This window comes from Paraburkholderia dipogonis, from assembly GCF_042680985.1.
In the GTDB taxonomy this organism is placed as follows: Bacteria; Pseudomonadota; Gammaproteobacteria; order Burkholderiales; family Burkholderiaceae; genus Paraburkholderia; species Paraburkholderia phytofirmans.
Genome location: NZ_JBHUFR010000011.1, coordinates 1 through 19,433, shown reverse-complemented (window position 1 = coordinate 19,433; position 19,433 = coordinate 1). Strand labels below are relative to the sequence as shown.

Here is a 19,433-nt window from a genome sequence, read left to right as displayed (position 1 = left end):
CTTATTGTTCGCCTCCTTCAGACTAGCGGCGTCAACTAAATCCATCACTTGTGCCAGCAATTCCGCAGCATGACGTGCATGATCCCTCGCCAATGCGACACGTTGATCATAATTCATAGGTATCCGTACAATGTGATTAAACTTGGGATTGCTTCACTGGATCCTCGACTCTCCTCAAAACTACAATAGTCGTATCCAAGTGTCATCCCGCTTATCAGTTGATTAGCACCTGCGTTTGACATGCCGGCCGCCCACGCTATCGAACATGGCGTCTAGCGCCCTTGAGCCTACTCGGCGACGTCAATCTGCGCGTCGCCGGCAACCGCAGCGTCGTGGTTTTCGGCCGCAAGGTGCGCGTATTCCGCAGTAAGCGGAGGCATGCGCAACCCTCAACGCATTCCGCCGTTTTCATTCTCAGAAGACGATCGCGGACATCCTGAGACGCGCCTTCCAGCAACGCTCGTAACCGATAAAAGTTGGTGTCTTCGCCTTGATTGCACTACGTGTTGCAACGGAGGCGGCACGTATTGCCTCCGCGACAGCGGACTACTCCTTGGCGATGGCCTCGACTCTTCCAGCAACGACTGTATCGGCGGCGTTCTCGGCGCCGGTGAGATCGGACACGCCTCTTCTCCGTATCAACAAAACACGCCACAGCAACGAACATGGTGACATGACGTCACTCGTGCCGCTTTTGACAATGTCCGTCTCCGCGCTGTTTCGGGAAACTGCGACTGCGGGGATCGTCAGCAGGGATGTCCCTGCGCTTGGGGCAGCCTTACGAGTCCCAGTACACAAGCGCGTTGCTGGTCGGCGTAGTCATTCCAGGCACTCTATTGATGCTAACGGCGGCATTTGCCGATGCATGCCCTGTCTCGCCGAGGCGGCGGCATATCGGCTAGCTGTCCCATCTGCGCGCCGTCGTGGCGTTGATCTTGACGCTGTCTATCGAACTGCGAATTGCGTGGCTTGCCGCGCCCCCGAATCGGCCCACTCTGGGGCTGATCACCATGCGACCAGTGGTGCGTAAGTGGTATTTGCTGCATCGCTTGCCGACTCCTCTGGGCACATCGTTATAGCTCGTAATGCGAAATAAAATGCGCCCGCTCTCAAGGCGTCGACGCCACGACTACGGACCCGCTGTTACCGATTTTCAACTCCGTGATTTCTCAGAAACGAGTTGAATATTTGACAATTGGGATGCGACACTATTTACAGATTTTCATTCTAATTACCGGTATCAATCGATCGAAGAGACGGATAGTCTCCGATAGTCAATTTGTAGTATTAATGTAAAAGATTCATGGCTACATTAGGTGACGATCTCTTCATTAATCTGCAGACGAATCAAAGATTTACGTTTTCATAGCGGTGACGAGGCGGAGCTTTCCCATACCGTCGAATTTCAAAAAGCTTCGGTCAAATTTTATTGAAATTTTTCGTAATTGTCACTTATCTCCCCCGAGCTGGCCACGTTACACGAATGAAACGTTTATAATTCGTCTGCCCAGAAATTTCTGTAACTAATACCGGGTGTGCGATCGGGTGCCGGTGGCCCTGTAACAGTTACACCGCTAGTTGCTGCGTTGAGGCAGGAGTTTTTCCCGACGCCATGTGAGACGGATGGGCGATCGACACGCGTCGATTTCGACGCGTCATGTCTATCGCTGCGACCGAATCAAGCGAGGAAAGTCCACGGGTCAACCAGTTTTTTGGGGATCGAACCCCAGCTAGCAACACGAGGGAGTTGGCTCGACCGCCGTCGAGCCGACGGGTGTATATGGCACTTTTAAAGTGAGGTTAGCAGCGGATTTAGCGTTTGGAGCAGTGAGATCGGTCTGCTGCGGCAAGTATCACAGCAAAGACTTTGGCTGGAGAGTGCAAGGCGTGATTCACGCGAGGCCACTGTTAGTGGCGGCAGCGTCGATCTTGTTTTGACCATCGGCAAATAAATGCCTCCAGGCTGGTACATGTCGAGCGGCTGACCGGGGTTTCTTGAAGGTGCCGGACAACCAGCGCCGTGAGAATCGCAGAAGTAGACCTGCCACACTGGTTACAGCCGCCTGTTCCCGACGCCGCGACATTCCTTCCCTAATTGCAGGTGAAGCTTTGTCGCAACAGTTGGGAAATCGAATTGAGTTTGGCCGGACGCCAGCCAGAATTTAAGCGGCGGCGGCATTTTTCATCTTCTTTAGTAGTGCGAAGGTGTGCATCCGTTCGACCTGGATTCCGCCGGGGATCGGTTGCCCGTGCCTTTGATAAGGTCACCTTCCCCGCGACCCTGCGGCAACCCCCGTCTTCGGTGTCGGGATGCCGTATATGAATACCGGCCGCGCCGGTCTGCGCCCCGCGTGCGCGGCATGCGCATGCCGTAGCCGTGGCGTCGGCGAGCAACCGCGACGGCACGATTCGCCAGGCCGTCGTGCCTGCATTGCCCCCGAGGGATTCCCTTCGGCGTGAAGATAGTTTCGTGAGAAACCTGATGCGTCGGGTCGCATTGAGCGCCCGGCGGGGAAGCATGCGTCGCCATCAGGCAAGTTGATCGGCGCGAGTTCGCGGCTTATGGCCGCCGGCAAGCGCTCGAACATCCGGCTCATGGTCCGGATGCTCAAACCCTGCAGGTGTTGGCTTGCGATGGTCAGGCGCTCCTCAGGTTGCAGTTGCTGGCGCTCTGAGTGCATTCGTACATCGCCACACCTTATACGAGACGGGTGTTGCATCTCGGATTTTTAGGCCGTCCGCACATGTCGCGATGATAGTCGCTTACACATAGTAAGCAGTGCTATTCGTTTATGGATTGCTGCGATCCAATCATTTTAATTTCATCTACTTGGAGCTCCGTTTTGAGAATTCGATTTTTGACGCTCACAATGCTACTTGTGTCAGCCAGTGCTACCCTGACGGCTTGCGGTGGTGGATCATCCTCTGACGCGACAGACGCCGCTGCAGTCGCAAACCGTCAACACGGTGGCGGCAAGTCAACGACAAAGCCGACGACAGGTTCGTCGGGCAGTTCATCGAGCGGTTCGTCGACCTCTACGCCTACGACGTCTACCTCGGTCCCGTTCTACGGTGTCAATGGGCATTATGTTCAAGGGGGTGTCTACTCGTCGAACATTCCGCAACAGGTCGCTGACATGAAGGCGATGGGCGTCACGTCGATCCGCCAGGACTGCTACAGCACTGCGGACACGGCAAAAATGGCAACTCTCGTGAGTTCGTTCGCACCTGTCAAAATCCAGCCGGTCTTTAACGTCTTCCCGACGACCACCGACGAAACTACCGCGTACAACCAGTTCTACGCCTATGGTCAAACCGTGGCCGGTCAACTTGCCGGCAAGGTTGCGGTGATCGAGTTGATGAACGAACCGGAGAACATGTACTTCAAACAGGGGCCCAAGTACGGCGGTCAGGACGTCACTGAATGGGCAACGTCAAACAGTCAGTGGGCTGCATTCCGCGGCGCTGTGCGTGGTTTCTACGCGGGTTTCCGTGCCGTGGATACGACAAAGCAGACTCTCATTGCCAGCCCGAGCGTAGGTTGGCTGCACTACGGAATGCTCGAGGGCCTGTGGAAGGGTGAATCGCCGGATGGTACGACCGGGCATCCCACCGCGACGTGGGATATCACCAACTATCACTGGTACTACGACTTTGGAGACATCCAGAACGCCGGCGGTGTCAACACTCTGGCGGTCATCAAGTCGCTGTTCAATCTCCCGATCCTGCTGTCGGAGATCGGTGTGCAAACCAGTGTGTCGGGTTCTACCTACAACTCGTACGTTGCGTCGAACATTGCCGAGTACGCCAGCAGTGCAAAGACCTACAACATCATTGGCGTTGACTGGTACGAGCTCTACAATTTCCAGAATATGAATGGCTTCTATATGGGCTTGTATAACTCGCCCGGCGTAGGCAACGCTGGTCGTGCGACCGCGATGACGACTGCGGTTGCGTCGAATCCCACGCCTTGACAGCCTGCCTCCCAGGGCGGGCCAGATTGGCGCCCTGGGTTTTCCGCAAGCTCCAGATCTTGAGAAAGTGGAGCTGCGGAGAACATCGAGGTGAAGTCTCTGACGTAGTCGCCGGAACTCGGTGATCTGGCAGTGAGATGGTCCACAAGCACGGTGGCGGAAATCAATCGCAACCGGGTGTGATGGTATCGTTGCTGTCAGGATCGGTCGTTTCAGCGAGACTCTCCGTGACTGTGTATGAAGGAACGAATGAAATGGGCGCTTGCGTGGCGACTGCAACGTCGCGGATCAGGAAGGTCTGAAAGCGCTGGAGTGCGAGGTTCGCGAGTCGCACCGGATCTATTGAGATTCTGCGCAAGGAACCGGTATATTTCGCACACGCGAGGCTCTCCCCCCTGGCCGATGCGACGATCATGGTGGTCGAAGATCGCCAGTAGGTCCATTAGGTCCAGCCGGTCTGTAGGATACGGCCGATCAACCCGTCGACGTGTTTTCAGCATCGGGCCCGGCGGCCCGGTCGAGCACGACAGACAGCGCGCACGCCCAGTGTGACTCGGTGGGCGGCAAAACTTCACGCGTGCGGAAGCACAGAATTCCCATAAGTATGGGGTGTGCAAGGTCAGCGGCAACTCGCACCCTGATGCATCCGCGCGGACCGCTACATCGTAGATGCGGGTTGGAATGCTCTAAGGTTCCGCTATTCCAATGACCGCGATCGCGATATACGCACTCAAATAAAGAGGCAAAGAATCAGCGGTGGAATGCATAGCCAGTTCAATCGGCAATTTTGCCATGCCTTCTTCGATGTGAGAAACACGTACCGCAAGCTGCTCGAAGGTATCCACAGCGTACAGGTATTCAACGTGCCGTACACATAATCGCTGCTTCAGTTGCTCACACTACTCGGCTTATCGGCGCGGCGTTTCGCTCGCCAGGGTAGCAGCGAAACTCGCGCCAACATGTTTCCTCGACGCGCCGAATGCGGATCTTGGTGTATTGCCTGCTGAAGCTCGGGCCGGCCAACCGTTGCGGTACCCAATTTAGCCACGACAATCCCCGCCGCGACATTGGACAGCGCTACTGCTTCGTCGAGCGGAATTCCGGCACCGAGCGCGGCACTTAGCGTCGCAACGACCGTGTCCCCCGCACCTGTCACATCGAACACCTCACGCGCGCGCGTCGGTAAATGCAACGGGGCGTGGCCGCGAGCAATCAACGTCATGCCCTTCTCGCTGCGAGTGACGAGTACCGCATCCAGTTCAAGTGCGTCTCTAAGGGCGACACCCTTCCGTTCAATATCTGTTTCACTCTCGCAACGCCCAACGACAGCCTCGAACTCGGAAAGGTTGGGCGTAATGACAGTGGCGCCACGATAACGCTCGAAATCTCTGCCTTTCGGATCGACGATCACGGGTTTGCCTGCACGGCGAGCAGCGGAGATTAGCTTTATCGAATCTCGCAGCGCCCCCTTGGCGTAATCGGACAAGACGACCGCCTCAACTTCGCGTAACTGGTGCTCAAAGGTGAACATCAACTCGTCGCCATTCAGTTCGGGGAAATGGTCCTCAAAGTCCGCCCTGATCATCTGCTGATGGTGAGAAATAATGCGAAGCTTCGTTATCGTCTTGCTACCCCCGACACGTTGAAGAAAGCACTCGACACCGCCTTCGTGCAGCAACTGTTCCATCCGATCGGCGTGCGCGTCCTGCCCAGCCAAGCCGAGAAGACGAACATGGGCCCCAAGCGCCGCTGCGTTAAGCGCGACATTTCCTGCCCCACCCACACGCGTCTCTTCAGTTTGCACATGGACCACGGGAACCGGAGCCTCCGGCGAGATTCGAGAGGTCAAGCCGTGCCAATACCAATCAAGCATGACGTCACCGACGATCAACAATTGAGCACGGTCGAAATCAGGAAGCGAAAGCTTTGCCGGTGGGTTTCTTGTCATGGTGGCTAAATGATCGAATAAACTTCACCCAAAACGTCGGCCACAGAGGCGACGCTGATTTTTTCCATCACGTACTTTGGATTCCTAGGATATTCAAACCCGAGATTCAGAAACATTCCGCCTTCCCGCCGCGACACAGCAATGACCCCAAGCTCTTTGTTGACAGGCCCCCAGCGAAACGGATTCGTAGGACCATGCAGACTGATCATTGGCGTATCCAGCATGGCGGACAAATGCATGATCCCGGTATTGACGCAGATTATGCATTCTGCCTGCCTCACTATTCCGACCACCTCAGTTAAGCTCACCTTTGCTGCCACGCTCACGACCTTCTGACTGTCGATCAGCTGAACTAATTGGTCTGCCCGTCTGGCGTCTTCTGGACCACCGGTAATGACGATGGCGTACCCTTTCTCGATCAATATGCGCGCAAGGCTGCGCCAGTGCGCCATCGGCCATTCGCGCATGGTGAAATTTGTTCCGGATGCCCATGGATGAAAAACGATATATTTATCGTCAATAGCGAAAGGCAAACCGGAGGGCCGAATGTCTTTAGTTATCCGCGGATATTCCGTCGACTCAATCCCCAGCGGGCGCAACAGCTTTCTGAAATTATCCAGCTCATGAAGGCCGTCGCCATGGTCGACGCTGACGTCGTAGGCGTAATGGCGAAATTGATGTCTGGTGCTAAAGCCGATTGTGAACTTCGCCCGGGAAAGCGCCGCTAATACTGCCGAAATCCGCGGCCACTGCGAAGTGTCGATCAAGACATCGACGTCGTATTTCCTTATTTCCCTGAGTGCATCGAGCGGCCTGGTCAGCGGGACGATTACGATCTCGTCAAAGCCATCGAACAGATCATAGATGCGCGCATTGCTTCGCGATGCAAATATTACTACTCTGGAAAACTTCTTTACTTTCCTCACCTCAGAGATAATTATCGACGACAAAATCGAGTCGCCGATTGCAGCAAAAGCAAAAATTCCTATCGCCGCGCACTCAGTCGGCAGGCGTCGTTTCTTGCGAAACGCTCCTAATATGTATAAGAAAGCGCCACCGACAATAAGGTCGATGCGCTTCAGAAGATTTTGTCCGCGCTCATTTTTCATTTCAGGTCCAGTAGCACTTCAACCCAAGAATCCTTCGATTCCCGATAGCTGTCGGCGAACGCCGGGCGCCGCCTCTTGCCTTCCGGAGTGAAGCTGATGATCACGAGCAGACGCCAACTGTCGGAGTCGTTGATACGCAGACGGTGTGAACGCTGCGGACCCGCGCCGGATGGTCATCCAGGCTGCCCGACGTTACTGCTGTACCGTTGAATGGTCGATGATGCAGCAGACATCATCCATATCGCAACCGCAGGCGTCTGTGCGGAGCCGAACGTTCAGGTGTCCGCGCGTAAGGTTTTGTTCAAGTGAGACTAGATGGGACAAAATATCTTGATATGCAAGGTACTGCTTATGTTGTCAACACGGACGATAGAGGTGGGCGGTTTCCGCGAGCGCATTTCACCGGCCCTTTGATAATCGTAGAAAGCTTAGGCCGGATGTATTCGTCAGACCTTCCAACGACCGATTCGGCGGGGGAGCACCTTCTCCAGTATCCCGCCGAGTGGCGAGCGGCGCCCGGTCGAATATTCGGCGTTTTTTGCACAGTCGGCAAATATGACGGAGCCCTGCCGTCAATCCTGCCACACCAAAACGGGTGAAATAAATATCTATGCTCGCCCACCCAGTACCCACGCGCCTTGGCTGAACCAGGTCGGTCCAACGTGCGCTAAGCCACAGACTGGGAAGCGGTAAAAGAGGTATTCATATCACACTTGCCCAACGCGGCGTCAATGGACGCGGCTGCGACGAATCAACGAGTGGCGGACCAGGTAACGACATCCATTCCGAGCCGGGCGATTCGTCGAACCAGAGTCTACCCATGTGTCAATTTCGGCCTCAAGGGAGTCCTGGGGCCGTTGCCCCGTGATCGACGCGGCGAAGCTCGTCGCTCCATCTAGAAGCTAGTTACCCCCGAATCTTGGAGATGGCGCCTTTGAACACGCATATTCTCAATTCCGGATCGTCTCGCGCAGGCAACGAAGATGGCAACTTTTCGTTGCGCGACATGCTTCATCTGTTGCGAGACCATATCTGGACACTGCTGGCATTCATCGCCATAGCGACGACGCTTGCAACCGCGTACGCCTTCCTCGCGACACCGACCTACTCCGCAGACGTCGTCGTACGCGTCGACCCGCCTGCTCCGCCCGACCAGAATGCGCTAGGCATTTCCCGCCAGGACGGCACAGCGCAGCAACCACCGGGCATGCAAGCGACTGCCGCGGAGATCTCCGTCATGCAGAGCCGTTCCGTGCTGGAACCGGTGATTCGTCGATTTCAATTCGATGTCGAAGTCGTACCGCACACGTTTCCTATGCTCGGACGTTTCGCGGAGCAATTCGCCTTTCCCGGCCATCCTTCGAAACCGTGGTTCGGATTAGGTTCGTTCGCCTGGGGTGGCGAGAAGCTCCAGATCCCTTCGCTCAACGTGCCTACGGAGCTCGAGGAGAAGCCGCTCGAACTGACCGCTCTCGACAAAGGACAGTACGAACTTCGCGCGCCCAACGGAGATATCCTGCTGCGTGGCGAGACGGGCAAGCCCGCGACCGCGCCGGATGGTCTGTCGATCACGGTGAAGGATCTCGTCGCCAGACCTGGCACTCAGTTCACGATCACCCACCGCAATATGATGGATGCAATCGACAGATTGCGCCGTCAGCTGAAGATTGTCGAGGTGACCAAAGACACGGGAATCGTGCAGATTTCCTTCGCGTCGAAAGACCGGTTGCTGACCCCGGACGTCGCCGATGCGGTGGCTCAGCAATACATCGCTACTTCCGTTGCCAGCCGCCAGTCCAACGATGAGAAGACACTCAGTTTCATCGACAGCAAGTTACCGCAGCTAGACAAAGACCTCAAGCATGCCGAACAGGCATTGAGCGAATATCAATCGTCGACGGAGACAATGCGCCCGACTACCGAGGCGCAATCGTATCTGCAGGGCAGCATCGAGCTCCAGAAGCGCACGGCAGATCTGCAATTGCAGCGCACCCAAGCGGCGTCGATCTTCACGCCGAACAGCGCCCAGCTCAAGACGATCGACACGCAACTTGCGCAACTGGCCGAGGCAAGGCGTGCTTTCGACGCGCGCTTCACCAGCATGCCGACCTCTGAACGGCGCAACGCCGAGTTGACCCGCGATGTGAAGGTGGCTGAAACCATCTATCTCGGTATGGTCACCAAATCCGCCGAGCTATCCGTGCGCCGCGCAAGCGCGACGGGTGGCGCCCACATTCTCGATGCGGCGATGGAGCCGTATCGACCAATCAAGCCGAACCGCCCACTGGTGATCGTCGCGGGCTGCGGCCTGGGCTTCTTCATCGGCGCATTCTTTATCGTGCTGCGACGCTACGCGACAACCGGCGTCACCGACCCGCTCTTTGTCGAACGGCGTCTGGACGTGCCCGTCCTCGGCGAAGTGCTGTTCAGCCGGCAGCAGGCTCAGCTTGAGAATGAAACTTCGGTGCAAGCCTCGCCCGGATCGCTATCCGGGCGTGAGGGCAGCCCACCGGGTCTGCCCGATCCTAATGCGCTAACGTTGGACCCGCTCGATGCAGCGCGCGCGAGGCCCGCTTTCGCCGCCGGCATGGCACGGGAAGCAGCTGCGCGCATTCTCGCCAGCCGGCTGCCTCACGAGCCGTCAGTCGAGGCGCTTCGCGAAGTACGCACGCAGGTGTGCCGCGATCGTCTGAACAAGAAGAACAACATTGTGATGCTGACGGGTCCGAGTCCGTCCACCGGCAAGAGCTTTGTGGCAGCGAACCTTTCCATACTTCTCACCGAAGTAGGTTTGCGCATCCTGCTCATCGACGCCGACATGCGCCGCGGCAACCTTGCCTCTTTCTTCAAGCAATCCAATCGCGGCGGCCTGTCCGAAGTTCTCCAAGGCAAGCTCCGCAGCACCGACGCCGTCCGGTCAGTAGGCGTTCGCGGCCTCTCGTTTATGTCGTGCGGCGCTTATCCGGCCAACCCGTCGGAGCTGCTGATGATGCACGACTTCAAGCAGGTGGTCGATCAGTTAAGCGAACAGTTCGATCTCGTGTTAGTCGACACCCCGCCGTTCCTGGTGGTGACCGACGCCGCGATCATGGCGCCCCATGCGGGCGCGACCGTCCTCGTGCTTCGCTCTGGCATGCAAAGCGAAGACGAGATCTCCGAAACAGTCAAAAAGCTACGGCGCGCTGGAGGACGACTTCTGGGGTCGGTCTTCAACGCGATACCCAAGCGGGCCAGCAACTGGAGAAGCTATGAGCAGGCCGCGCAGTACACGCGCACGCTCGACGAGACTAGTGAAGCGTGACGATACAGAGCTCTACGGCAAGTGCGTTCGCGCAGCTTGCTCCCTGAAACACCTGTCCCAAACAGGGGAAAACAAATGAACGCTGTTACGCTGCTTCGCGCTATCGAGTCGCCGATCGACGAGCGTATCTACGTTACCCAGCCGCATCTCCCGCCGCTCGAAGAATTCATTCCCTATCTCCAGCAGATCTGGGACACCAAGGTGCTGACCAATGGAGGTCCATTTCATCAGCAGTTCGAAGCGGCGCTGTGCAAATATCTCGGCGTCAAGCACCTTGCGCTGTTCACTAATGGCACAGTAGCGCTGCTCACCGCATTGCAGGCGCTGCGCGTGACCGGCGAGGTGATCACGACGCCCTATTCATTCGTTGCAACCGCGCATTCGCTGCTCTGGAACGGCATCAAGCCAGTATTCGTCGATGTCGATCCGCACACGCTGAATCTCGATCCCGCAAAGATCGAAGCGGCCATCACGCCGCAGACCACCGCGATCATGCCGGTGCACTGCTACGGCAAGCCGTGCGATGTCGACGCCATCCAGAAGATCGCCGACAACTACAACCTGAAGGTGATCTACGACGCGGCACATGCGTTCGGCGTTCAGACCAATACCGGAAGCGTGCTCGAACACGGCGACCTCGCCGTTCTCAGCTTCCACGCAACCAAGGTCTTCAACACGTTCGAAGGCGGTGCGATCATCTGCCAGGACGCCAGGACAAAAGAGCGCATCGACCATCTAAAGAATTTCGGTTTCGTCGATGAGGTGACCGTGGTGGCGTCTGGCATCAACGGCAAGATGAGCGAGATCAACGCGGCATTCGGTTTGCTTCAGCTGCAGCACATCGATGATGCGTTGGCACGGCGCGCGCGTATCGACGGGATCTACCGCGAACGACTGCGTGACGTGCGCGGCATCACCTGCGTGCCGAAAGCCGGCGAGAAGGTGGCGAATCACTCTTACTTTCCGATTCTCGTCGGCCCGGACCATCCAATCAGCCGCGACGCGATGTATCAGAAGTTCCGCGACCACGACATTTACGCGCGCCGCTATTTCTATCCGCTGATCTCGGACTTTCCGATCTATCGCAACCTGCCTTCGGCGCGCCCCGAAAACCTCCCGGTCGCGCGAGCCGCTTCGCAACAGATACTGTGCCTGCCGCTCTTCCCGGCACTGACCGACGATATGCTCGATCGAATCGTCGGGATCATCTCGGATGCCTGAAGGTAATAAAGCTCACGATCATGCAGCCCTACCTGATTCCGTATAGTGGATATGTGCAACCCGGCGCCGGCAGTCGACAAGTCCGTCCTCTACGACGACGTGAACTTCATCAAGAATGACTCTTGTCGCCCTTCGGGCCAGCTTGATCGACGCAAGAACGCGTAATCGGCATGTCCTCACACATATCTGAAATAGCGGCGGCCGACTACCGAACGGGCGAGCGAAAACTGGGATCCGAGCGCTGACGAAAGATATTCGCCAGCGGCTCGAATTCATTCACGCTTGCTGAAACCGGTTTGCAAGCCACCTCTGGAATTCCATGAAACAGAGCATTTCCTCGCACGCCGACCTGTACTATTTCATCTGGGCATTCGCCATGCCCGTGACGTCGGTACTGATCATGCCCTCCGTCCAGGGGACGACGCTCGGCTACCTGATGTGTTTTCTTTCATTGCCGGTGGCGTTGGCATGCGCCGGCACTTCACGCAGCCGATATGTTAACCTCCTGATTGTCGCGGCGCTGGTATGGACGTTTTTCTTCCTCGCATCCCAGCTCGCTGACTCCGCACTCACCTACGAACCTGACCTGACGAAAGTGGTGCTCATCGACAATAACGATGTGTCGACCTTCGTCCTGAGAAAGAGCCTATTCACACAGACAATCTATCTTGCTGCCGTGGTGCTCTATGCGTCATACGTCTATATTTTCTACAAGCCATCGTGGCAACAGTGGCTGCTAGCCTCGGCGGCGATTTTTGCCGCGTACGGCATCTATGAAGTGATCTACTTCATCGTGATGGGCCGGCCTGGGGACTTTATTTCCAACCGGGGCTACGGCGCGGACTTTGCGAATAACGGCGTTACCAAACCGGAAGGTGCCGCGACTGGAACCTCCATCCAGCGGATCGACATCGCCGGCCTCACGGTACAACGGCTAAAGAGCCTTACCGGTGAACCGTCGATGTATGCGATGTCGATGTTCCCGTTCTGGGTTTACTTCAATGCGATGTCGAAGAGGCGCCTGCCGGTGTGGATCATCGGTGCGTCGCTCGTCATGAGTACTTCGTCGACGGCTTTTATCGGCTATGTCGTTTATTTCCTTATCCGACTGAGAAAGATCCGCTTTCATCCGATCAAGTTTCTAGCCGGTGCGTTGGTGCTATTCGTGGTGGCCTATCTGGCAAGCGACTACATTGGCGATCTCTTTCAACAAATGGTCGTGGACAAGCTGGACGGCACCAACGTATCCGGCGCTGAAAGATCGGACCTCTTCCACGATTCAGTGGGCATGTGGGCGAGCGGATCGCTTGCCAACCAGTTGTTCGGGGTCGGCTTCGGTTATATACGATCGACCGATCTTTTCTCTACCCTGTTGGTCAACGCGGGCGTTGTGGGACTCGCTCTCGTAAGCGTGCTGATCCTGTATCCGGCGTTCAAGCTCGACTGGTCGACTGAGGGGACGGCATTACGCCAGTGTTGCGTTACGACGTGGGTAATGATGATGATATCGGTGCCGGAGTTTTCCTATCTCGCGCCGTGGACTTTCGTCGCCATCGCTTATGCCCGGGTACGCGCCGACAAATTGGCGGCACGCAGGAGTAGCGGCGCGCTGCCGGGCGGTCGCTCAGTCAATGATCGGCGACTGACAACGCGAAGCCGGCTCTGAGCCCTTTGAACACGCTCGACCTGGCCGCCGGCGAAAACTTAACGCACTTGACTGTCAACGTCAGGATCGCATAAGCAATGGCAATTGCGCGATGTGCGGGCGCAAGATGCTTGCGGCTGAAATAAACGCGATTGCGCGCCGTATAGAACAGACTAAACGGGCTTTCATTGCCGCCGGTAGACACTGCCACCTTGTGACCGACACTCGAGGTCGGAACGTACAGCAGGCCGATATCCGCACTTTTCATGCGCCAGACGAAGTCGCTGTCGTCGTAATAGACGAAGTACTTTTCGTCCATCATCCCGATCTTCTGGAAGATGCTTTTGTGCAGCAACATAAAGCACGTCGGCGCGTACTCCGTAAACATTTCTTCGTCGAACTGCCCGCGATCTTCTTTCCGGTCGCCCACGTGCGGTGTGGTGGCCGTCAGCGGCGAGAACCTTCCCCCCGCACACCAAATGCGATTGGTGCCGTGATAGGTGATCTTGGGTACGGCGGCCAAAGCGCCTGCTTCCTCCGTGTGCCGTACCAGTCCTGCGATCACGTCGGAACCCGGAAAGTCGGTGTCGTTGTTGGCCAGCAGAACGTATTCGCATCCGTCCGCGAGCGCCATTTCGATACCCTGATTGTTGCCGCGAGCAACGCCGACATTGTCATTATTGAACACGACGTCAGCGTGGATGCCATTGAGAGTCGCGAGTTCGCGGGACATCGCGGTCCCCGTATCATTTTCGCTGTTGTCGATCACGTAAAGCTTGAAATTCGCATCGCGCTGGGCAGCGAGACTCTTGAAGAAATCGGGAAGTACGGAATCCGAGCGATACAGTACGGTGACAATCCCGATCAGCGGCGAACCATATCTCGTTGACATATCGCTTCCTTCAAATGAGTTGCGGAGGCTGCTATTGCGTGCCTCCGTCGTGGCGTGACGGTCTCTTCCTGTATCAGGCCGCGCGTTCACAGCCTTTATAAAGACCCTTCTCCCGCATCTCGGCAATGCTCTTCTCGTAGGTATCGGCCATCACCTGCTGCTGGTCGACCCAATGGGCAAAGCGAGTGATACCCTCGCTGAACGACACTCTGGGCTCGAAGCCGAGCATGTCCCTCGCCTTGGTCAAATCGGCGTAGACATGGCGGACATCGCCCAGACGGAATGCGCCTGTCACGGCGATGCTGACATCGCTGGCGTACACCTCGCACAGTGTCCTCGCAACGTCCATGACCGAAGTGCGCACGCCCGAGCCGATGCCGAAAACGTTGTCTGCCGCACTGGCATTCGTGAGCGCTGCATAGGTCGCATCGACCACGTCGTCGATATAGACGAAGTCGCGGCTTTCCAGACCGTCCTCGAAAATATTGATCGGGTTGCCGTTTTTTATGCGTGTCGAAAAGATCGAGAGAATGCCGGTGTAAGGATTGGAGAGCGATTGACCCGGGCCGTAGACATTCTGGTAACGCAATGCCGAAGCAGCAATGCCGATCGAACGGCAAGTCGTCATCACCATCTGTTCCTGAGTTTGCTTGGTAATGCCATAAAGCGACGTCGGATGGATTTTCGACTCCTCGTCGGTCGGCACGCATTCCATTGGTTCGCCGCTTATCGGGCAGAGGTGCTCGAACTGGCCTTCGAGCATATCCTTTTCCTTGCGCGGGCCAGGATACAAAATGCCGGAGGCCGAAGAACGATACTTTCCTTCGCCGTAAATCGCACGCGACGAAGCGACGACCACGTTGCGTACGGAATTGCTGCTGTTCTTCACCAGTATGTCGAGGATTAGCGCCGTGCCGTGCACGTTCACGTCGACATAGCGATCGACCTCGTACATCGATTGGCCCGTACCCGTCTCGGCCGCGAGATGAACGATCGCGTCCTGCCCCTGCATGACACGTTCGAGAACCGCGCGGTCGGTCACCGACCCTTTCACGAAGTGCACGCTTTCCGGCAACGATGCGAAAATCGCAGACGTAACACTGGGATTATCCCCATGAATCTGGGGGGAAAGGTTATCGAGTACCGTTACTTCCGCATTGTCGGCGCAGAGCTTGCGCGCCAGACTCGAGCCGATAAAGCCGGCGCCACCTGTAATCAGGACTTTCATCGTTTCTCCCTTTCCCAACATTTCGTTTCGAAGTTGTAGCGCTTCATGATTTGCGCCGGATTGCCTGCGACCACGCAATAGTCGGGAACGTCGCGGGTCACCACCGAATGGGCGCCCACCACGACGTGACGACCGATCTTCACATTGGGCAAGATGACCGCGCCAAAGCCAATGAATGCGCCCTGCCCGATCCGCACATAATTGCCTCGCGTGCGAATACGCTCGCCAATACGGGTGGCATCGTTGACGTCTTCATAGGGATGCTCGATATCGACGATGGCAACGTTCCCGGTGATGGTCGCGCCGTCGCCGATCTCGATTGAAGAGCCGCATACGATGTGCACGTTCTGCTCGATATTGACGCGGCTTCCAATCGTGAGCCGCGGCGGCGCAGCCGGGTCCGTCACTACAAGTTCGATGCGCGCGCCGGGCCGGATCAATACACGCTCGCCAATCGACGCATGGTGTACGTTGACAAGCAGCATGGGACGAAAGATCGTTGTTTTCGCGCCGACCGACTGGAATACATGTGCGTACCAGACACGCGTCTTTAGCCGATACCATGCTAATAACGCCCGGTTACACACAGCGAGCAGCCTCCCTCTCGTCGTGGCGGGCCGTTCGTTCTCCTGTATGGCGGCACTCATGCGTTGATCCGTTGTCGTCTGGCCATCTGCTTGAGCCGCCTATAGACCGTGCGCAGCACGCGTGGCCAGCGACGCATCGCGTACAGAACCAGCTGTTTCATGCCGATTCTTGCCGCACGCCAGCTCGATTCAATGCAATCCTCAAAGCCGTCGTCGCGTCCGTGCTCCAGATAGAAGATGGCCGAGGTCAGATAGAACCGTGCACGCCCGCGGTTGACCGCGTCGCTCGCCACGCCGAGGTCGGCTGCGATCTGGCAGGTCTGGATCATGTCATTCATGCTCTCCCTGTGACGCTCGGGATTCTTGATTCGCATGGAGGTCATACCGGTCCGATTGACGCGGTAGAGGCCCAACTCTTCCTCCAGGTAGCAGCCTTGCGATCCAAACACCACCTGCAGCAGGTGAGCCAGATCAGAGACTGCTTTCAGACCTACGTCAACGGGGCCGCGATGACGCAAGTGGGCCCGATACATTTCCGAGCTATGAAAAAAGTACGGTCCGTTCTTGATGAGGTATTCAGCGTCGAACGTTGCTGGTTTTCTTTGGGGCAACGGATACAGCACGGGCTCCAACGTGTCCTGATCCACCGTGCGCATTCTATGGACGACCAGACCACATTCAGGGTGCGTTCTTAAGAAGTCGAGTTGGCGCTGCAGCTTGCCTGGAAGCATGACATCGTCGCCGTCGATGTTCGCAATGAATTCGCCTTTTGCCATCGCAACGGTATCGGCGAAGTTCGCTGCGCAGCCGACGTTGGTGTCATGCGAAATGACCTTGATCAAATCCGGATAGCGCGAGCGAAACGACTCGATAACGTCGAGAGAACTGTCGGGCGAATTATCGTCACCCACGATCACCTCGAATGGCACGTCGAGCTTCTGATCAAGTACGCTTTGGAGGCACGCACCGACATACTCGTCTTGCCGGTAACAAAGCACGATGACCGACAAGACGGGCACGGCTTGCTCGTGGACCGGAGCGTGAAGGTTATTATCCATGCTGTTTGTCTCAGTTGAAGACCAGCCGCCCGGCCAGGTGGCGAGCCTTTCGTTGTATGATCGGCGAGACCGCGATGGTCAATGCAGCCATAGCGAGCCACGCTCCAGATAAAACAAAGAACAGACCAATGCGTGAACAGCTGGTCAGGTCCGCAAGACTCAGCAACAGTCCGACGGGTGTGAGCGCGGCGATACGCGCAGCGAGGCCCCAATACCAACTCGAGTTGATACCGGGGATAAACTTTCGATGAACGATCGCGACCCAACCAAACAGGAGCAGAAAGTTCATTGCCGCCCATGCATAAGCCGCGCCCACTGCTCCGAGATGAATTCCGCCAAATAGGACCGCAGGCGCATAGAGCGTGAGAAAGCCGATATTGCCTTTTAGATGGAGAGACAAATCTCCTTTCGCGTACTGCACAATAAACGCCAGAGAAGCGATCGCGGAGAATGCGTTACCAGCTGCATAGCATTGCATCGTTCGCAGTGCGTCGGGACTCAACGGTGCGTTTGCGGACCAGAATCGAAGCACGGCCTCGGGCGCACAGATGAACACTGCCGCGACCGGGATCACCGCCAATGACGTCAGTTCGGTGGCCAGCGCATACATCTCGCGAATTTTTTCCCCGCCGCCGAACGTTTCCGTGGTCAGCCGTGGAATGAATGCCTGTTGAATCGGATTTGCCAGCAACAGGATTCCGCTCGCCAATAGGGTGGCCAAGCTGAACACCGCGAAATCCGCCAGCGGCAAAATTTTCGAGAGCGCGATCTTGTCGATCTGCGTGGTACACGCCCAGATCACCGTCGCCAATGCAATCGAAAGCGACAGCTTTGCACGCGACGAGAGTACCTTCCATGAGAAACGCGTGGACACAAACGGTATGTCGATCGTACGGCCGAGCAGCACGCGCATCGCGATTGCTTCTACGACAATTGCCAGAAGTTGCCAAACAAAGAAGAACTCGATACGCGGCCAGATCATAATGATCGGTACAACGAGCACCGTGCGTATTACGGCGAAGGTGATGACAATTCCGTTGAGTGCAACTTGTCGATCGATGCCGACCACGCCCCCGCGGTACAGAGCACCGAGCCACCGTGCGATGGCAGTCAGCATCATCAGCACAAATGCCGTGCGAATCACGCTCGGCGGCAGCGTGGACGCATTCAACCATCGTTCGGCGAAATAAGGCGCGATGACGATCGACAAGACGAACAAGACGGCGCTGGTGCCGAGAATCAGCTTTTCCAGTGATTCCAGCAGCAGTCCCACCTCAGCTTTCGAACCGGTGCCGGCCCGCAGGCTGCCGAGCTCGCGGCATAACGTGGGCGAAAGCCCGAAGTCGAGAACGAGCACCCATGCGAGAACCACCGCGTTGATGGCAATCAGCCCATAAGCTTCCACCCCGAGATGATGCACGTATATCGGGACCATGACGATGCCGAGCAACGCGGTCACCATCTGTCCAACGAAATTTGCGAGCAGGGTTCGTCTCAACATCGCGGTCTGCCAGTAAATTAGGTAAGGGCTGAAGGTACCGCCAGAGTCGCCGCGAATTCTGAATTTGACATCGTTAATATCAACTCAATGCGAACGCGTCTCAGGGCGAGCGTTTGATCCGCCAGGCGACCGAAAGATGCCACCCCCATTCCGGCCGGTCGAAGCCGGAATGACAATTCACGCTGAGCGCAACGCGTATCGAAGATAGGGAAAAATCACTACTTGTGAAACTTGGTGTACTACCAAAGTATTTGATGCGGTCTGCGGGCGTATCGCGACGATCGGCAAACACCCTTCGGCTGCGTGAACAGATCCGCAAGTAAACATTTCGCGCAAGTCACCTGACGATGCGCATCACTGCGGTCTACGCCTGAAGCGTACCTGTCCAGCCTCAATTTAAATGTGCGGCGGCGCACGTTCAGCAGGTTGCGTATCGGTTACCGCATGGAAGTCGCGAGCGGCTGCAGTTCACTCGGACACGACGGGATCAACGGCTTGGCCATGCAACCTGATCCTTCGGAAGATTAAGTAAATACTGACCATATGCATTCTTGGCGAGCGGTTTGGCGAGTTGGAGTAGTTGCTCCTCGTCGATCCAATGTCGGCGGAATGCGATCTCCTCCGGGCACGCCACCACCAAACCTTGACGCTTCTGCAGCGTTTCGATAAACGTAGCCGCCTCGATCAGCGAATCGTGCGTGCCCGTATCGAGCCACGCGTAACCACGCCCCATGATTTCGACTTCGAGCGCTTCGCGCCGTAGATAGCATGAGTTGACGTCGGTGATTTCGAGTTCGCCGCGCGACGACGGCTTGATGTCCGCGGCAATGTCGCAGACCTGCCGGTCGTAGAAATACAGACCCGTGACCGCGTAGTTCGAACGCGGCCTGGCCGGCTTCTCTTCGATCGACAGCGCGCGGAACTGCCTGTCGAATTCGACCACGCCATAGCGCTCAGGATCGTGCACGT

General features: G+C 56.7%; 14 protein-coding genes. 4 read left to right on the top strand and 10 right to left on the bottom strand.

Translation table 11 applies throughout. The features are described 5' to 3' along the window. Positions 1-2,264: 2,264 nt before the first annotated feature. On the bottom strand, positions 2,265-2,681 hold the full coding sequence (locus ACFSNN_RS15565; RefSeq protein WP_166799250.1) for a helix-turn-helix domain-containing protein: 417 nt from the start codon (positions 2,679-2,681) through the stop codon (positions 2,265-2,267). Between the two features lie 456 nt (positions 2,682-3,137). On the opposite strand from ACFSNN_RS15565, the gene ACFSNN_RS15560 reads away from it, so the two are divergent. Beyond that, complete coding sequence (locus ACFSNN_RS15560) at positions 3,138-3,974, top strand: hypothetical protein (protein ID WP_134456961.1); 837 nt, start codon at positions 3,138-3,140, stop codon at positions 3,972-3,974. A gap of 686 nt (positions 3,975-4,660) precedes the next feature. Here ACFSNN_RS15560 and ACFSNN_RS15555 read toward each other — a convergent pair. Genes ACFSNN_RS15555 through ACFSNN_RS15545 form a run of 3 tightly spaced genes read right to left on the bottom strand, consistent with a single transcriptional unit; the run spans position 4,661 to position 7,031 of the window. Beyond that, positions 4,661-4,819: a hypothetical protein gene (locus ACFSNN_RS15555; RefSeq protein WP_166799251.1), complete on the bottom strand. Its 159-nt coding sequence runs from the start codon at positions 4,817-4,819 to the stop codon at positions 4,661-4,663. A gap of 41 nt (positions 4,820-4,860) precedes the next feature. Beyond that, the gene (gene rfaE1 / locus ACFSNN_RS15550; RefSeq protein ID WP_134456962.1) at positions 4,861-5,922 is read right to left on the bottom strand and encodes a D-glycero-beta-D-manno-heptose-7-phosphate kinase; all 1,062 of its coding nucleotides are present in this window, start codon (positions 5,920-5,922) and stop codon (positions 4,861-4,863) included. Between the two features lie 5 nt (positions 5,923-5,927). After that, on the bottom strand, positions 5,928-7,031 hold the full coding sequence (locus ACFSNN_RS15545; RefSeq protein WP_244322775.1) for a glycosyltransferase family 9 protein: 1,104 nt from the start codon (positions 7,029-7,031) through the stop codon (positions 5,928-5,930). Between the two features lie 925 nt (positions 7,032-7,956). Between ACFSNN_RS15545 and ACFSNN_RS15535 the strand changes: the two genes are divergently transcribed. The 3 genes from ACFSNN_RS15535 (at position 7,957) to ACFSNN_RS15525 (ending at position 13,219) form a co-directional block, all read left to right on the top strand. After that, on the top strand, positions 7,957-10,332 hold the full coding sequence (locus tag ACFSNN_RS15535) for a polysaccharide biosynthesis tyrosine autokinase (protein ID WP_408901747.1): 2,376 nt from the start codon (positions 7,957-7,959) through the stop codon (positions 10,330-10,332). 75 nt (positions 10,333-10,407) lie between these two features. Then, positions 10,408-11,553 (top strand): dTDP-4-amino-4,6-dideoxy-D-glucose aminotransferase VioA, encoded by a 1,146-nt coding sequence (gene vioA / locus ACFSNN_RS15530; protein ID WP_134456964.1) that lies wholly within the window; start codon positions 10,408-10,410, stop codon positions 11,551-11,553. A gap of 319 nt (positions 11,554-11,872) precedes the next feature. Then, positions 11,873-13,219, top strand: coding sequence for an O-antigen ligase family protein (locus tag ACFSNN_RS15525; RefSeq protein ID WP_134456965.1), 1,347 nt, complete (start codon positions 11,873-11,875; stop codon positions 13,217-13,219). On the opposite strand, the gene ACFSNN_RS15520 is transcribed toward ACFSNN_RS15525, so the two are convergent. From ACFSNN_RS15520 to ACFSNN_RS15495, 6 genes are all read right to left on the bottom strand, one after another. Next, positions 13,182-14,180, bottom strand: coding sequence for a glycosyltransferase family 2 protein (locus tag ACFSNN_RS15520; RefSeq protein ID WP_244322776.1), 999 nt, complete (start codon positions 14,178-14,180; stop codon positions 13,182-13,184). The genes ACFSNN_RS15525 and ACFSNN_RS15520 overlap by 38 nt on opposite strands. Then, positions 14,164-15,318: an NAD-dependent epimerase/dehydratase family protein gene (locus tag ACFSNN_RS15515; protein WP_134458988.1), complete on the bottom strand. Its 1,155-nt coding sequence runs from the start codon at positions 15,316-15,318 to the stop codon at positions 14,164-14,166. The genes ACFSNN_RS15520 and ACFSNN_RS15515 overlap by 17 nt, the downstream gene beginning before the upstream one ends. Next, on the bottom strand, positions 15,315-15,803 hold the full coding sequence (locus ACFSNN_RS15510) for an acyltransferase (RefSeq protein ID WP_377690203.1): 489 nt from the start codon (positions 15,801-15,803) through the stop codon (positions 15,315-15,317). The genes ACFSNN_RS15515 and ACFSNN_RS15510 overlap by 4 nt, the downstream gene beginning before the upstream one ends. A gap of 158 nt (positions 15,804-15,961) precedes the next feature. Beyond that, positions 15,962-16,963, bottom strand: a complete 1,002-nt coding sequence (locus ACFSNN_RS15505; RefSeq protein WP_134456967.1) for a glycosyltransferase family 2 protein — start codon at positions 16,961-16,963, stop codon at positions 15,962-15,964. Positions 16,964-16,973: 10 nt separating this feature from the next. Beyond that, positions 16,974-18,464, bottom strand: a complete 1,491-nt coding sequence (locus tag ACFSNN_RS15500) for an MATE family efflux transporter (RefSeq protein WP_134456968.1) — start codon at positions 18,462-18,464, stop codon at positions 16,974-16,976. Positions 18,465-18,951: 487 nt separating this feature from the next. Beyond that, positions 18,952-19,433: sugar phosphate nucleotidyltransferase (locus ACFSNN_RS15495; protein ID WP_377779180.1), on the bottom strand; the 482-nt coding region annotated here is incomplete at its 5' end.

What these genes read in the sequence shown, in the direction of transcription:
- ACFSNN_RS15565 (WP_166799250.1), bottom strand. Translation starts at nt 2,681, where the DNA reads ATGCACTCAGAGCGCCAGCAACTGCAACCTGAGGAGCGCCTGACCATC.
- ACFSNN_RS15560 (WP_134456961.1), top strand. Translation starts at nt 3,138, where the DNA reads ATGAAGGCGATGGGCGTCACGTCGATCCGCCAGGACTGCTACAGCACT.
- rfaE1 (WP_134456962.1), bottom strand. Translation starts at nt 5,922, where the DNA reads ATGACAAGAAACCCACCGGCAAAGCTTTCGCTTCCTGATTTCGACCGT.
- ACFSNN_RS15545 (WP_244322775.1), bottom strand. Translation starts at nt 7,031, where the DNA reads ATGAAAAATGAGCGCGGACAAAATCTTCTGAAGCGCATCGACCTTATT.
- ACFSNN_RS15535 (WP_408901747.1), top strand. Translation starts at nt 7,957, where the DNA reads ATGGCGCCTTTGAACACGCATATTCTCAATTCCGGATCGTCTCGCGCA.
- vioA (WP_134456964.1), top strand. Translation starts at nt 10,408, where the DNA reads ATGAACGCTGTTACGCTGCTTCGCGCTATCGAGTCGCCGATCGACGAG.
- ACFSNN_RS15525 (WP_134456965.1), top strand. Translation starts at nt 11,873, where the DNA reads ATGAAACAGAGCATTTCCTCGCACGCCGACCTGTACTATTTCATCTGG.
- ACFSNN_RS15515 (WP_134458988.1), bottom strand. Translation starts at nt 15,318, where the DNA reads ATGAAAGTCCTGATTACAGGTGGCGCCGGCTTTATCGGCTCGAGTCTG.
- ACFSNN_RS15510 (WP_377690203.1), bottom strand. Translation starts at nt 15,803, where the DNA reads ATGCTGCTTGTCAACGTACACCATGCGTCGATTGGCGAGCGTGTATTG.
- ACFSNN_RS15505 (WP_134456967.1), bottom strand. Translation starts at nt 16,963, where the DNA reads ATGGATAATAACCTTCACGCTCCGGTCCACGAGCAAGCCGTGCCCGTC.
- ACFSNN_RS15500 (WP_134456968.1), bottom strand. Translation starts at nt 18,464, where the DNA reads ATGTTGAGACGAACCCTGCTCGCAAATTTCGTTGGACAGATGGTGACC.